Raw genomic sequence first — 15,172 nt, 5'->3', positions numbered from 1 at the left:
CGGTTTATTCCCAAGGGACAAGCCATTGAAGAACTAAGTGATTACCAACTGGTTCAAATCAATTGGTATCTGAATTCACGGCCACTTAAATGTCTTAATTGGCATACACCAATCGAGATCTTCTTGCTTAATCTACGTTACTAAATTCGTTCAAGTTATTTCTTGCAATCTGCCAAAAGAAAAGGGAGTCCTAAAAAGGCCCAGAATGAACTGAAAATCATTCTGGACCTTTTTGAAAAATTAAAATTTCTGTTAATCAACAGTTTTCTCCCACTCAAATTCTGCCGATGTGCAGAGAACATCATTATTTTTAATTTGGTGAAGACTAGTGAGTGGCGTTGGCATAAAGAGCTCACTATTAATATCATGATCAGCACGAACTTCTTGGTGATATTGAATTACAAATGATTTAAGTCGGTGAGTCGTTAAGAATTTCTCACCAAGTGGATCCAACAGCCAATCAAAATAGCGCGCATTATTGACATGGTGATTCCCATCTAAATCATAGTAACGAACGTGGTATTGCTTACTTGATAGCTCAGCACCTTCAGGAATTTGTTTTGGTCGCCGTCCCCGTGATACTCGCTTAACCTGTGGCGCCTGGTAAGGAGTGATTAACTTAGGGGGAATTGATTCAATTTTTCGGCTAGTTAAGTTCATGAAAACTAATGAAGATTTTATCCGGGCATATTCTTTTTGACCATCCTGATCGCGAAGCCAATACTCACGAGTTGCAAAGAAGCGGTTATACCCTAACGCACGTGTTCCAAGGATAACAGTATCCCCAATTTTTAAGGACTGAAGATCGAGCTTTCCTTCAAAGCTTGCAATCACCCACGTACCGCCAGTAGCTTGGACAGTTTTTTGATTTAGCCCCAATTCATTACTCTGTTCATCTGCTACCACAGAAAGCATACTCATTACCATACTTAGAACTGGGTGTCCTTGTTCATCACATTCATAATAAGTTAATTGGTGTGGCATTTCATATTCCCGTGCTGATTGTTGTAATTTCATTTTTACTCCTAAATATTATGGTACTGCTTATATAATTCTTGCCGGTTAAGTTTATTTTTCTTGGCAACTAGTTTAATCGCCGCATTAGTGGATAGGCCCTCACTAATTGCCCGATCAATTTGTTCAATTGGGGTCCCAGCTTCATCCTGTCTTTCATCCTCATCAGGATGTGGATTACCTGCAACCAGGACAACGTATTCTCCTCGTGGTTGGTGATCCGTATAAAACTCATTTGCATCAGCTAAACTTCCCCGACTAAACTCCTCATAACGCTTAGTTAGTTCACGTGCTAAGACAACCTGTCGTTCATCCCCCAATACTTCAGCCATTGTTTTCAACGTCTTTTTTAACCTATGAGGGGCTTCATAAAAAATCATGGTTTCGGGACGGTTTCGCAACTGTTCTAGTTCTTGAACCTGTTGCTGGTGCTTCCGTTCAAGAAAACCATAGAAATAGAAGGGTTGTGGGACAAGCCCAGACGCAATTAATGCTGTGAGACCGGCATTAGCTCCTGGCAACGGAACGACTGGAATGCCTTCCTTTACCGCTGCAGCAACCAGTTCTTTTCCGGGATCAGAAATCGACGGCATACCGGCGTCACTACATTGGGCAATTGTTATCCCACTCTTCAGCTTCTCAATTAACTCTGGGATCCGTTGTTCAGTATTATGCTCATGAAAACTAATTTCAGGAGTATGAATATCAAAATGATTCAATAACTGCTGGGTATGCCGAGTATCCTCAGCCGCAATCAAGTCAGCATCCTTCAATACCTTAACTGCCCGAAATGTCATATCATCTAAATTACCGATTGGCGTCGGAACAAGGTACAGTGTTCCCGCGTCCTGATTCTGAAAACTACTAACCTGCTGCATATTCTTCTCCCTACTTAATTGGTGGTTGTTCATGACCAAAAATTGTATCTAAACAAAAAGTACATGATTCATTTTTTTCAAGCCGCTTACCAAAATACTCACTACAAACGTGAAAACCTTGTTGGTAAAGCTTCTTTAAATTCTCCCGTGAACCGGAAAGATGATCATCATCATGCTTTGGTTGATGCATCTTCTTTAACATCGTCCGCAGATGATCGTTTTCAATCGAAAGTTCAGCATTAGTTTCCATTAACTCTGTTACCTGGGCCTGGAGTTGTTCCATATTGGCAACTAAATCATGCGTTTGCTTAGTTACCTGAGCGAAACGGTCATAAATACTATCTGGATTACTATGTTCACCCATTGTCATTCCTCCTATGCCGAAAGTACTTGAACGATCTTAATTGTTAACTGTTCTGCAATATTTTGAAAGGCCATATTTTGATCTAGCAGGTGACGACTAGTCAATGTTTCCTGACTAATTGCCAATAACGCTCTCACCGAATAATTATTTGCAGTAGTGGTCAATAGCTCCTGATCCTGCAAAAAGTGCAGATCCTGTTCAGCAGTTATTCCGTTAGCAATTAATAAAGTATCCCGCCAAATCAACGCCATTAGATCAAGAATCAGCTGTTGCTTTTGTCGATCAATTGCTAACTTAACAATTTCAGTCTGAACATCAACGAAGCCCAACATATTAGCCTTGCTTGTATGACGATACCACAGTGAGATCGCTGTAATTGCCTGCTTCAACCAGTCATCTTTTCGCCACTCCATAACCTCACTTACAGAGTCAGTTAAACCAAGTGCAACTGTTCTTTCAGTCCGGGGAACCTCCTTTTGTGCCAATGCCTTTTCCAGCTCAGCCCGTGACAATGGCTGGAATTCAATCACCTGAGTTCGAGAACGAATCGTTGGTAAGACGGCACTCTTATTCGTGGTTAACATCAGGATGTAGATTCCTGGGCCGGGTTCTTCAATGAACTTCAATAAACTATTGGCAGCATTATTCGTCATTTTTTCGGCATCATGAATTATAAAAAGCTTTTTGTTACCTTCAACGGCACTCTTAGTAAATTCATCCTTCAAATGACGAATTTCATCAACCTTAATCTGACGACCCTCTGGTTTAGCAACCACGACGTCAGGATGATTACCACTTAGAATTCGTTGGCATTCTGGACAGGTAAGATCAGGTTCACCGTTTTGGAGGTCGAGACAAAAGAGCCGTAATGCTAGCCACTTAGCCAGCTGACTTTTTCCTGACCCGGTTGGACCAACAAAAAGATACGCATGTGCTAACTCGTGGTTCTTGATTACTGTTTGCAACTGCCTAACAATTAAAGGCTGCAAACTTTCTGCCTGCAATTGGTCAGCCACTTATCTTCACCTGCTTAATTAGAACTTATGGAATTGGTCGACTGGCATAACAAAAACGGTTGCTCCACCAACTTGAACGTTAACTGGGAATGCCGAACCTCCTTCAACATCCATGTGCATTTGGGAGGTAACATACTGTTCACGGGATTTAGCATTCTTCTTGATGATGTCAAGAACTTCTTGAACTCGTTCATCTTCGACACCAATTAAGAATGTTGCGTTTCCTTCACGAAGAAAACCACCAGTTGTGGAAAGCTGCGTCATTTGAATATGGTTGCTGGCAAACGCTTTGCGGAGCCGATTACTGTCCTTTGATTGGACAATTGCAATAATCATTTTCATAATAAATCACCTTTCTTTGGATACCGTAAACTTAAAATAAATCATTAAACTTAGCATGAATCGTTTGCTTAACGTCAGCAATGACCTTTGCTAATGGTTGACTAGCATCGATTAACTTAATTCTATCTGAATTTTCACGTTGAAGGCGGAGGAAAGATTCACGAACCGTTTTATGAAAACTTAGTTGCTCCTCATCTAGGCGGTTAACCTGATCAGCACGGTGTTCAGCAATTCGGCGGAGCCCAATTTCAGATTCAACATCAAGGTAAATTGTTAAATCAGGTAGGAGCCCATCAATTGCAAACTGGTTAACATCCCAAATTTTCTTTTCCCCAAGATGTCGACCAGCGCCTTGATAAGCAATTGAACTGTCAACATAACGATCACAGAGGATCACTTTACCATCCTTTAACCCAGGAATAATTTCTGAAACAATATGCTGACGCCGAGCAGCAGCAAATAATAATGCTTCGGTTCGTCCATCCATATCCGTATTCTGGTCATCAAACAGTACTCGACGAATTTGTTCTGAGATATGATTACCGCCTGGCTCACGAGTATACATTACTCGTGATTTACCCAACTGCCTTTCTAAATCAGCTTGGACTGCACTAATTACACTCGTCTTTCCAGCACCATCTGGTCCTTCAAATGAAATAAATTTTCCTGTCATTATCTTCTTCCTAACGATCAATTACGCCCCGGTTCATTTTACCGTGCACCTTAAATTTCCGTGCAATTCGGTAAAGGTACAGGTATTTCTGCTCTTGTAAACGAGTTCGGTAATGTAATTCCGTACTTGCGTTTGCTTCATAAACCGCTCGTTCTGTTTCCTTAGCGTGATCCCAGCTTGCCTTTGTTTCGTAAATTAAATTTAGCAAACGTTGGTCACGTTCTTGCTTTACTGCTTCTTTATTTCGATGACGAAAAAGCATTAACTACATCTCCGTTCGTCCTTGAACCGCCTTAAATAGGGTTACTTCGTCTGCGTAATCAATATCAGCACCAACGGAAAGGCCGTGAGCTAGCCGGGTTACCTTGATCCCCGCTGGCTTGATAAGTCGTGCTAAGTAACTAGCAGTCAATTCACCATCGGATGATGCATTAGTTGCAATGATAACCTCTTTAGTCTCGTCATCCTTTTTCAGGCGATTCAAAAGGCTAGTAATATTGATATCTTCTGGCCCCGTCCCGGCAACAGGAGATATTACCCCATTCAATACGTGGTACAAGCCATGATATTCGTGCATTCGTTCCATTGCCATAACGTCTTGTGACTGTTCGACCACCAAGATTTGTGAACGATCACGAGTCTTATCCTGACAAATTGGGCATGGATCATCCTCAGTGATATTGCCGCAAATACTACAACTATGGAGATCACGTTTTGCTGATAGTAATGACTTGGCAAAATTTGTAACATCATCATCCTGCATTGTTAGCGTATAAAAAGCTAGCCGGGTAGCTGTCTTTTGACCAATACCCGGTAGTTTTGTATAACTTTCGATTAACTTTGCCAGCGGTTCTGGATACTGCACTCTTACATCCCCAAGCCACGAGTGTACTTACCCAAAGTACTTTGGGTAGCATCGTTGACCTTCTTCATCCCGTCATTAACAGCAGCTAGCACAAGATCAGAAAGCATGTCAATATCATCTGGGTCGACTGCTTCTGGCTTAATCTTCAAGTCTACCAACTTGTTATCACCAGTAAAAGTTGCGGTTACCATCCCATCTGGTGCTTGACCAACGAATTGTTGCTTAGCAAGTTCCTCGTGTTCAGCCATCATCTTCTTTTGCATTTCCTTAGCTTGCTTTACCATTTGTTGCATATTCATACCATTCATCATAATTTATCATTCCTCTTTCTAATTATTTTCTACTTTAACAATATCACTACCGAATAGTTTTTGAGCAGTCGCTACCAGATCTTTTTGAGTTTCCGATTGTGGCTCTTGACTTGGTGTCTGCTCTGCAGGTGCATCCTCCTGTACTGGTGAATTAGCATTGGCCGGAGCAGATTGTTGCTTGTTATCCGGATGCACTGTCTGGCCGCCCTTTCCTAGGCCATGGCTTTGGATGTATTCTTGGCGAATCCGTGGCCACTGGTCTTTTGGTACAAAGACAACTTTTCGTTCATCACCGCTTAACCTTTGCAGTCCCTCTTCCATTGCCTTTATTAAGGCGTCATCATCAGTTGCTTGTTGGAAAAGAAAGGCATAGTCAAACGCCACTATAATTCCATCTGGACTAGCAGCTACCGGTTGGGAAACATGGAGCAACGATCGCTGTGGGACGCTCAACATGTTTAACATATCTCCCCAAAGATCATTTATCTTAATAAGATCCTGACGGGTAGCTGCACCAAGAACTGGGTAAACTTGGTGTAAGTTTACCTGGATCTTTCGTGACTTGACACGTGGCTGTTCCTTAACAGGTTGGGGACTCTTCTGTACTGGCCTGTTAACTATTCCACCATCTTCACGAAGCTTCTTAACGGTTTGCTGAAGTGCTTGAACCTGGGCCTGAAGTTTATCAACTTCTGCCTGATTTGCACTACTTGTTTGTACCTGTGGCGCTTCATTAATTGGCTTTTGCTCAAGCACTGGTTGCGATAGTTTAACTGTCAGTACTTCCAAATAAACATCTGGATGGGTTGTGAACCGCATTTCCATTTGAATATTATTTAAGTCATCAATCATCCGGTAAAGGGTTGTTGAGGAAGCAGCCTTACTCAATTCCGCAAAATCCTCATCCTTTAGACCCGTACTCTCAACCTTTATTAATTTTGGTGATTCTTGGTACAACAGGACATCCCGAATAAACGAAATTAAATCTTCAATAAAGCGCTGACCATCTTTCCCCTCACCAAGGATCTCCTTCATCGTTTCGAGCGCTGGAGCACTTTGGTTCTGGCAAACTTCTAGGAAATACTTCTTCAAAAGTTGCTTAGTAACGCTTCCTGTTACTAGTAAGGCATCATCAAGCTTAACCTGGTTATCACTAAAGGAAAGGACTTGATCAAGGATACTCAAGGCATCCCGCATTCCACCCTCAGCGGCATTCGCAATTACCCATAATGCTTTCTCATCATATTCAACTTTTTTCTGTTCAAGAATATACTTCATCCGTTCAAACGAATCAGTCGCAGAAATCCGGCGAAAATCAAATCGTTGAACCCGTGAAATAATCGTCAGTGGAATCTTATGTGGCTCCGTTGTTGCCAAAATAAAGATCACGTTAGCAGGTGGCTCTTCCAACGTCTTAAGTAGGGCATTAAAGGCTCCAGTTGAAAGCATATGAACTTCATCAATAATATAAACCTTATAGTCTGCCTGTGTTGGCGCATACTTTGCTTTATCACGAATATCACGAATTTCCTCTACACCATTATTTGATGCAGCATCAATTTCAATAACATCGTTTAACTGACCATTTGTGATTGCTTTACAGGTGTCACACTCATTACATGGTTCACCATCTTGAGAGTGGTGACAATTAACTGCCTTAGCAAATATTTTAGCCGCAGAAGTCTTCCCAGTACCCCGTGGCCCAGCGAAGAGGTAGGCATGACTAATTTGGTGAGTAATAATGGCGTTTTTTAGCGTTCGCGTTACGACTTGTTGACCAACCATGTCGTCAAAGCGTTGTGGACGCCATACACGGTATAATGCCTGGTAACTCATTAATCAGCTTCCTTTCCGTAATTTTAATGCTTCTTAATATTATACTAGCTTTTAACGAAAGAAAAATCATTTAAGATGAATTTAATTCAAATTAAATTTCCTACTTAAAATAATTAAAGAGGCCAGGAAAACGAATTCCTGACCTCACAGTTAATTATCAAAAAAACTTAGAGCACAAGATACATCAAACTTAGTGCTGCTTCCTTCCGGACCTGACACGGTTCGTAAGCATACCCTTGCTCTAAGGCCTTACGGCAAATAATATGATACAACACTTACCTAAGAATTACCAGTCTTTTTCCTTTTGCGGGCTAATTTTCGTTTTTTTCTAACTGCCCGAAAAAAATCCTTGAGCATTTGACTGCATTGTTCACCAAGAATACCTGAAGTTACGTAAACCTGGTGATTTAACCGGTCATCATTAAGTAAATGATACAAACTATCGACGGTCCCTGCCTTCGGATCGGATGCCCCATAAAAAACATTACGAATACGGGAATTAACGATTGCACCGCTACACATCATACATGGCTCAAGGGTAACATAAAGATCGCAATCTTCGAGTCGCCAACTATGAAGGTAGGAGCATGCTTCTATAATCGCTAACATCTCAGCATGGTACGTAACATCCTGAAATTTCTCACGCATATTATGACCACGTCCGATTATTTTTCCCTGGTAAGTTATTACCGCACCAATAGGAACCTCATCTAGCAATTCTGCTTTTTTTGCTTCAGCAATCGCTGCCCGCATGAACTTCACTTGTTCTTCTTGGGGAATTGCTACTCTTTCCTTCATTAAAATTCTCCTTTTAACTTCGTAAATTCATTTTTTCAGTGTATAATGATCAAGCTGTTGTTCAATCTATCATTTATCATAAAATAAATCAAAAAGTTTCACGTACCTTATCGCCCACCTTCTGTGCTATATATTGTGTTTCACCTTTTACTGTTACACAATATATGGCACTTTTTCATTGATTTTTTACAAAATATCGCTATACTAGAGAACATCAAATAAGACGAGTGAGGGGATCAAAATGGTTACTTTGTTTTCCAAAAATAACTGCATCCAATGCAAGATGACAAAGAAGTTCTTAAAGGCTCACAATATTAATTTCGTTGAACACAATATTGACGAACAACCTGAATTCATTAAAAGCTTGAAGTCAGAAGGCTTTATGGCAACCCCAGTTGTTAAATTGCCAAACGGGAATGCCTTTTCCGGCTTTCGCCCTGATGAATTAAATAAGTTAACTCAAGCTATTTAAAGGATCTAATCGCATGACTATTCAGGTTTCATTAAACTTGTTGAAATTTGAATAACTTTTAGAGTGGTTAGTGATAGAAATTGTTTTTATCGCAACCACTTTTTTTATTCGCTATTTTTATAAACCTAAGAGAAAGTGAGAAGTAAACATGGCACTGTCCGATATTGATTTAACACAGGTTAAGTACTACGACCTCAATAATGAAGTAAATATTCCAAAGAATGGCAAAATCCAATTAGATAAGGATCAAGCTGCTCTGGAAGACTTTATTGAAAATAACGTCAAGCCAAATACCAAGCAATTCTCTTCCGTTACTGAGCGCTATAAGTGGCTAGAAGAAAATGACTATATTGAAGATGGTTTTATGGATAAGTATAGTAATGCTTTCATTAAAAAACTGTACGACTATTTAAAAAAACAAAACTTTCATTTTCATTCATTTATGGCAGCTTACAAGTTCTATGCCCAGTACGCATTGCGGACTGATGATAAAGAGTACTACCTGGAAAACTATATCGACCGGGTTGCGATGAATGCTCTTTATTTAGCAAATGGTGATGAAGAATTGGCAATGATCTTAGCTGACGAAATCATTCACCAGCGTTACCAACCAGCTACACCGACTTTCTTAAATGTTGGCCGAAAGCGCCGGGGCGAATTCGTTTCCTGCTTTGCAATCCAACCAACTGATAACATGAATACAATTGGTCGGACCATTAACTCAGCCCTCCAGCTTTCTAAAATTGGGGGTGGTGTTGGGATTAACCTTAGTAACCTCCGTGAGGCTGGGGCACCAATTAAGAAGATCGAACATGCCGCTAGTGGTGTTGTACCGGTAATGAAACTCCTTGAAGACAGTTTTTCTTACTCTAACCAGTTGGGTCAACGGCAGGGTGCCGGTGTTGTTTACCTTAGTGTCTTCCACCCCGACATCATTGAATTTTTAGGTGCCAAGAAGGAAAATGCCGATGAGAAAATTCGTCTAAAGACTCTCTCACTTGGGGTTACTGTTCCCGATAAGTTCTATGAATTAGTTGAAAAAGATGAGGACATGTACCTCTTCAGCCCCTATGACGTTGAACGAGTTTATGGTAAGCCATTCTCATATGTTGATATTACTAAAGAATACGACAACATGGTCTCTAACGATGAGATTCACAAGAAAAAGCTCAATGCCCGTGATCTTGAGGATGAAATTAGCAAACTTCAACAAGAATCCGGTTACCCTTACATCATTAATATTGATACCGTTAACCGGGATAACCCGATTGACGGGAAGATCGTGATGAGTAATCTATGTTCAGAGATCGCCCAGGTCCAAACCCCATCTGTTGTTGCAGATGACCAAAGCTACGAAACTCTGGGTACCGACATCAGTTGTAACCTTGGTTCAACCAATATTGCAAACATGATGAATACGCCAGATTTTGGTCGTTCAATTCGAGCAATCGTTCGGGGACTTACTAGAATCAGTGATGTAGAAAGTCTCGACGTTGTTCCTTCAATTAAGAAGGGAAATGATCTTAGTCACTCAATTGGTCTAGGTGCAATGGGTCTTCACGGTTACCTAGCCAAAAATCATATTCAATATGGTAGTCCTGTCGCCGTAGAATTCACTAGTGTTTACTTTATGCTGCTCAATTACTGGTCATTAGTTGCTTCTAATGAAATTGCTAAAGAACGGCAGGAAACATTCCATAACTTTGAAAAGAGTGCCTATGCCGACGGTTCCTACTTTGACAAGTACGTAACTAAAGATTGTGGACCACAGTCTGATCTGGTTAAGAAACTCTTTACTAATATCCACATTCCGACAATTGATGACTGGAAGCAACTAAAGGAAGACGTAATGAGAGACGGCCTTTATAATGAATACCGGCTTGCGGTTGCGCCAAATGGTTCAACTTCCTATATTAATGATTCGACAGCTAGCCTTACCCCAATCATCAATCGGGTTGAAGAACGGCAAGAAAAGATGATCGGGAAAATCTACTACCCGGCACCATACCTCTCCAATGATACGATGCCTTACTACCGTTCTGCTTACGATATGGACATGCGGACCGTAATTGATACCTATGCAGCTGCACAACAACACGTCGACCAATCCCTTTCTTTGACCCTCTTTGTTCGGTCAACAATGCCGGAGGGCCTTTATGAATGGAAGAATGGGCGGACAAATAAGATGACTACTCGTGATCTCAATATTTTGCGTCACTACGCTTACAAGAAAGGGATCAAGTCGATTTACTACATCCGGACATTTACCGATGACAATGATGAAATTGGTGCAAACCAATGCGAAAGCTGTGTTATCTAACCAGGGATTAAATTGATTTTCGGCTTAATGATTGCTAAACTTATTTTTATATGAATTTTAAAAATTCACGTCTTGAATAATTGTTTTGATTGTGAATAAGGAGCCTAATAAATGAAGCTTGAAGAATATAAACCTTTGACAGAATATAAAGCGATTAATTGGAATGAAGTTTCCGATATGATCGATAAAGCAACCTGGGAAAAGCTTACAGAGCAATTCTGGCTTGATACGCGGATCCCAGTTTCTAATGACTTAGATGATTGGCGCGAACTCGATACCGATCACCAATGGACAGTTGGTCACGTTTTTGGTGGGTTAACCCTTCTCGATACTGTTCAGTCCGAAGCTGGATTAACTGCCCTTAAGCAGGACGTAAAGACGCAACATGAAACTGCTGTCCTCAATAATATTCAATTTATGGAATCAGTCCATGCCAAGAGTTACTCAACGATTTTCTCAACGTTAAATACTCCTGAAGAAATTAACGAAATCTTTGACTGGTCCGATTCAGAAGAATTCTTGCAAAATAAAGCCGTGCAGATCGCAAATATTTATCGTGATCCAGAAGAAGATCCGCTGAAGAAAAAAGTTGCTAACGTTTTCCTTGAAACCTTCCTCTTCTATTCTGGCTTCTACACTCCTCTTTATTACTTAGGGCACAACAAGTTAAATAATGTTGCTGAAATTATTAAGTTAATTCTCCGGGATGAATCCGTTCACGGAACTTATATTGGTTACAAGTTCCAAGTGGGAATGCATGACCGAACTGAAAAACAACAACAAGACATGAAGGACTGGATGTACAACTTCTTATATGAACTGTACAATAACGAAGAAAAGTACACCCACCTCCTTTATGATCAAGTTGGCTGGACAGAAGACGTTCTTACCTTCATTCGTTACAATGCTAATAAGGCATTAATGAACCTTGGTCAAGATCCCCTCTTCCCTGATACTGCATCCGATGTTAACCCGGTTGTAATGAACGGGATTTCAACATCAACTACTAACCATGACTTCTTTAGTCAGGTTGGTAATGGCTACCGTCTCGGTGAAGTTGAAGCAATGAATGACGACGACTACAACGTTGCTGATCCAAATGCTTCAAAAGATAAAAATGATAAAGAGTAATTAAAACTAAATTCCTTAAAAGCAGCAAGATGTTCACATATTGTGATTATCTTGCTGCTTTTTTTATTTCTAAATGCTCAATCAGGAACATGTAAGGCTGTTATTCACCTATTACTTACTTTATAAATCTGTGAACTAAATCTCAAATAGATGATTTATATCGCCTTTAAGTTGGACTAGTCCAAAAATAATACCAATATTTTTCTCACTGTTTTGATTGCCATTCCAGCAGTGTTGAAAGCGCTAGCAGTTTTATTTACCATTGTTCATCTAATCACATATCTATTTACATTTGCCAAAAATATAGTATATTTATTTATGTTCAATGATTAACAAAAACAAACAATAAAAAATTAAAGGAGCTCATTCTCATGGCTAAAGATAAGAAAAATCTTGAAACTACAATAACCGTTGATAAAGAACAAGAAGCTCAAACAATGATTAACGACTTAGTAGAACGTAGTCAAAAAGCTTTTGATAAGCTACGTTACTTTAACCAAGAACAAGTTGATAAGATCTGTCAAGCAATGGCATTGGCAGCAGAAGAACACCACATGGATCTTGCAGTTGACGCTGCTAACGAAACAGGCCGTGGTGTTGCTGAAGATAAGGCAATTAAAAACATCTACGCTAGTGAATACATTTGGAACAATATTCGTCACGACAAGACTGTCGGAATTATCAAAGATGATGATGAAGACCAAACAATCACGATTGCGGATCCACTAGGGATTATTGCCGGTGTTGTTCCGGTTACTAACCCAACTTCAACCACAATCTTCAAGTCAATCATTTCTGCTAAGACCCGGAACACCATCATCTTCTCCTTCCACCCACAAGCCTTAAAGTCATCTATTAAGACTGCTAAGATTCTCCAAGAAGCTGCAGAAAAGGCTGGTGCTCCAAAGGACATGATCCAATGGATTCCACAATGTAGTCTTGAAGCAACTAATGCTTTGCTCCGCCACCCTAACATCGCAACCATTTTGGCAACCGGTGGTCCAGCATTAGTTAAGGCTGCCTACAGTTCTGGTAACCCTGCTTTGGGGGTTGGTCCTGGTAACGGTCCTGCTTACATTGAAAAGACTGCTAATATTGCTCGTTCCGTTTACGACATCGTTCTTTCAAAGACTTTTGATAACGGTATGATTTGTGCTACTGAAAACTCAGTCGTGGTTGACGATGAAATTTACGACCAAGTAAAGGAAGAATTCAAGAAGTGGAATTGCTATTTTGTTAAGCCAAATGAATTGGATACCTTTACTGAAGGCTTTATTGACACTAAACGGCACCAAGTTCGTGGCCCAATTGCTGGTCGTTCAGCTAACGCAATTGCTGAAATGTGTGGCTTAAAGGATGTTCCTGAACACACCAAGGTATTGATTGCTGAATACGAAGGTGTCGGTGATGATTACCCACTATCAGCTGAAAAGCTTTCACCTGTACTTACTATGTACCGGGCAACTTCACACGAAAATGCCTTTGATATTTGTCGTCAATTACTTCACTACGGTGGTGAGGGTCACACAGCTGCAATTCACACTCTCGACGACGATCTAGCTACTAAGTACGGTCTTGAAATGCGTGCTTCCCGGATTATCGTTAACTCACCATCTGGTATCGGTGGAATTGGCAACATTTACAACAACATGACGCCATCCTTGACTCTTGGAACTGGTTCATACGGTGGTAACTCCGTATCACACAACGTTACCGACTGGGATCTCTTAAACATCAAGGTTATTGCAAAACGTCGTGAGAACCGTCAATGGGTTAAGATTCCCCCAAAAGTATACTTTCAACGCAACTCACTAAAAGAATTGCGCGATATTCCAAACATTGATCGTGCTTTTATCGTTACCGGTCCCGGAATGAGCAAGCGTGGTTATGTTCAACGAGTAATTGACGAATTGCGTCTTCGTCAAAACGATACTGCCTTCTTGGTATTCGATGACGTTGAAGAAGATCCATCCACTAACACCGTTGAAAAAGGTGTCGCAATGATGAACGACTTTAAGCCTGATACAATCATTGCCCTTGGTGGTGGTTCACCAATGGACGCCGCTAAAGCTATGTGGATGTTCTATGAACACCCAGAAACTTCCTGGTACGGTGTTATGCAAAAGTACCTTGATATCCGTAAGCGTGCATACCAAATCAAGAAGCCTACTAAGTCACAATTAATTGGAATTCCTACTACTTCAGGGACTGGTTCAGAAGTTACCCCATTTGCCGTAATTACTGACTCCAAGACCCATGTTAAGTACCCACTTGCAGACTACGCATTGACTCCAAACATTGCGATCGTCGATTCCCAATTTGTTGAAACTGTTCCTCCCAAGACCACTGCTTACACGGGTTTGGACGTCCTTTGTCACGCTACTGAATCATATGTTTCAGTAATGGCAACTGATTACACTCGTGGTTGGTCACTCCAAACCATCAAAGGGGTTATGGAATACCTTCCAAACTCTGTAAAGGGTGACAAACTTGCACGGCGGAAGATGCACGACTTCTCTACAATGGCCGGAATGGCTTTTGGTCAAGCATTCTTAGGAATTAACCACTCCCTTGCCCACAAGATGGGTGGTGCGTTCGGTCTTCCTCACGGATTACTGATTGCGATTGCTCTTCCACAAGTTATCCGCTTCAATGCTAAACGGCCACAAAAGCTTGCCCTCTGGCCTCACTACGAAACTTACCACGCAACTAAAGATTATGCTGATATTGCTCGCTTCATTGGCCTCCAAGGAAATTCTGATGAAGAATTAGCTGAAGCATACGCTAAGAAAGTGATTGAATTAGCTCATGAATGTGGGGTTAAGTTAAGTCTTAAGGATAACGGTGTGAGTCGTGAAGACTTCGATAAGGTAGTTAATCAACTTGCCGTCCTTGCATACGAAGATCAATGTACAACTACTAACCCAGTTGAACCATTAGTAAGCCAACTCAAGGAACTTCTTGAACGCTGCTACGATGGTACTGGTGTTGAGAACGACTAACGATTTAAGGTACAAGCAAAATAATCCACACTTCTAAAAAATCATAGAAATTAGCTCATTTAATTATTGGAATGAGGCTGGGAAAAAACTCTCAGTCCAAAATGAAAGCCGGACGATGAATCAAATCTTGGTTCATCGTCCGGCTTCTTA

General features: G+C 40.8%; 15 protein-coding genes, 1 other RNA gene and 1 pseudogene. 5 read left to right on the top strand and 12 right to left on the bottom strand.

Features of this window, described 5'->3' with window-relative positions:
• Nucleotides 1–144: pseudogene (locus H9564_RS08330) on the top strand (IS30 family transposase); the annotation flags it as partial.
• 108 nt (nt 145–252) lie between these two features.
• On the opposite strand, the gene H9564_RS08325 reads toward H9564_RS08330, so the two are convergent.
• The 12 genes from H9564_RS08325 to tadA form a co-directional block, all read right to left on the bottom strand.
• The gene (locus H9564_RS08325; RefSeq protein WP_191685020.1) at nt 253–1,017 is read right to left on the bottom strand and encodes an acyl-[acyl-carrier-protein] thioesterase; all 765 of its coding nucleotides are present in this window, start codon (nt 1,015–1,017) and stop codon (nt 253–255) included.
• An 8-nt stretch (nt 1,018–1,025) separates the two neighbouring features.
• Nucleotides 1,026–1,892, bottom strand: a complete 867-nt coding sequence (rsmI, locus tag H9564_RS08320) for a 16S rRNA (cytidine(1402)-2'-O)-methyltransferase (RefSeq protein WP_191685019.1) — start codon at nt 1,890–1,892, stop codon at nt 1,026–1,028.
• A gap of 10 nt (nt 1,893–1,902) precedes the next feature.
• The gene (locus tag H9564_RS08315; protein WP_191685018.1) at nt 1,903–2,256 is read right to left on the bottom strand and encodes a DNA replication initiation control protein YabA; all 354 of its coding nucleotides are present in this window, start codon (nt 2,254–2,256) and stop codon (nt 1,903–1,905) included.
• Between the two features lie 11 nt (nt 2,257–2,267).
• The gene (gene holB / locus H9564_RS08310; protein WP_191685017.1) at nt 2,268–3,272 is read right to left on the bottom strand and encodes a DNA polymerase III subunit delta'; all 1,005 of its coding nucleotides are present in this window, start codon (nt 3,270–3,272) and stop codon (nt 2,268–2,270) included.
• 18 nt (nt 3,273–3,290) lie between these two features.
• A complete protein-coding gene (locus tag H9564_RS08305) occupies nt 3,291–3,614 on the bottom strand; it encodes a cyclic-di-AMP receptor (RefSeq protein ID WP_191685016.1) in 324 nt (107 codons plus the stop codon).
• Nucleotides 3,615–3,645: 31 nt separating this feature from the next.
• A complete protein-coding gene (gene tmk / locus H9564_RS08300) occupies nt 3,646–4,287 on the bottom strand; it encodes a dTMP kinase (RefSeq protein ID WP_191685015.1) in 642 nt (213 codons plus the stop codon).
• A gap of 10 nt (nt 4,288–4,297) precedes the next feature.
• Nucleotides 4,298–4,549 carry a YaaL family protein gene (locus H9564_RS08295; protein WP_191685014.1) on the bottom strand — a complete coding sequence of 84 codons (252 nt, stop codon included), beginning with the start codon at nt 4,547–4,549 and terminating at the stop codon, nt 4,298–4,300.
• Between the two features lie 3 nt (nt 4,550–4,552).
• On the bottom strand, nt 4,553–5,152 hold the full coding sequence (gene recR, locus H9564_RS08290; protein WP_191685013.1) for a recombination mediator RecR: 600 nt from the start codon (nt 5,150–5,152) through the stop codon (nt 4,553–4,555).
• A gap of 2 nt (nt 5,153–5,154) precedes the next feature.
• Nucleotides 5,155–5,463 carry a YbaB/EbfC family nucleoid-associated protein gene (locus H9564_RS08285; RefSeq protein ID WP_191685012.1) on the bottom strand — a complete coding sequence of 103 codons (309 nt, stop codon included), beginning with the start codon at nt 5,461–5,463 and terminating at the stop codon, nt 5,155–5,157.
• An 18-nt stretch (nt 5,464–5,481) separates the two neighbouring features.
• Nucleotides 5,482–7,299 carry a DNA polymerase III subunit gamma/tau gene (gene dnaX, locus H9564_RS08280; protein WP_191685011.1) on the bottom strand — a complete coding sequence of 606 codons (1,818 nt, stop codon included), beginning with the start codon at nt 7,297–7,299 and terminating at the stop codon, nt 5,482–5,484.
• A gap of 156 nt (nt 7,300–7,455) precedes the next feature.
• Nucleotides 7,456–7,553: signal recognition particle sRNA small type (gene ffs, locus H9564_RS08275), an RNA gene on the bottom strand.
• A 25-nt stretch (nt 7,554–7,578) separates the two neighbouring features.
• Complete coding sequence (gene tadA / locus H9564_RS08270; protein WP_191685010.1) at nt 7,579–8,097, bottom strand: tRNA adenosine(34) deaminase TadA; 519 nt, start codon at nt 8,095–8,097, stop codon at nt 7,579–7,581.
• A gap of 241 nt (nt 8,098–8,338) precedes the next feature.
• On the opposite strand from tadA, the gene nrdH reads away from it, so the two are divergent.
• The 4 genes from nrdH (at nt 8,339) to adhE (ending at nt 15,022) form a co-directional block, all read left to right on the top strand.
• Nucleotides 8,339–8,569, top strand: coding sequence for a glutaredoxin-like protein NrdH (nrdH, locus tag H9564_RS08265; protein ID WP_191685009.1), 231 nt, complete (start codon nt 8,339–8,341; stop codon nt 8,567–8,569).
• 148 nt (nt 8,570–8,717) lie between these two features.
• The gene (gene nrdE / locus H9564_RS08260; RefSeq protein WP_191685008.1) at nt 8,718–10,889 is read left to right on the top strand and encodes a class 1b ribonucleoside-diphosphate reductase subunit alpha; all 2,172 of its coding nucleotides are present in this window, start codon (nt 8,718–8,720) and stop codon (nt 10,887–10,889) included.
• Between the two features lie 111 nt (nt 10,890–11,000).
• The gene (gene nrdF / locus H9564_RS08255) at nt 11,001–12,020 is read left to right on the top strand and encodes a class 1b ribonucleoside-diphosphate reductase subunit beta (RefSeq protein ID WP_191685007.1); all 1,020 of its coding nucleotides are present in this window, start codon (nt 11,001–11,003) and stop codon (nt 12,018–12,020) included.
• 371 nt (nt 12,021–12,391) lie between these two features.
• The gene (gene adhE / locus H9564_RS08250) at nt 12,392–15,022 is read left to right on the top strand and encodes a bifunctional acetaldehyde-CoA/alcohol dehydrogenase (RefSeq protein WP_191685006.1); all 2,631 of its coding nucleotides are present in this window, start codon (nt 12,392–12,394) and stop codon (nt 15,020–15,022) included.
• Nucleotides 15,023–15,172 lie beyond the last annotated feature (150 nt).

Origin of the sequence: Limosilactobacillus avistercoris, assembly GCF_014836425.1 — a bacterium.
Taxonomy (GTDB): domain Bacteria; phylum Bacillota; class Bacilli; order Lactobacillales; family Lactobacillaceae; genus Limosilactobacillus; species Limosilactobacillus agrestimuris.
Note: the sequence above shows the minus strand (reverse complement) of the source record. Positions and strands in the feature narration are given on the sequence as shown.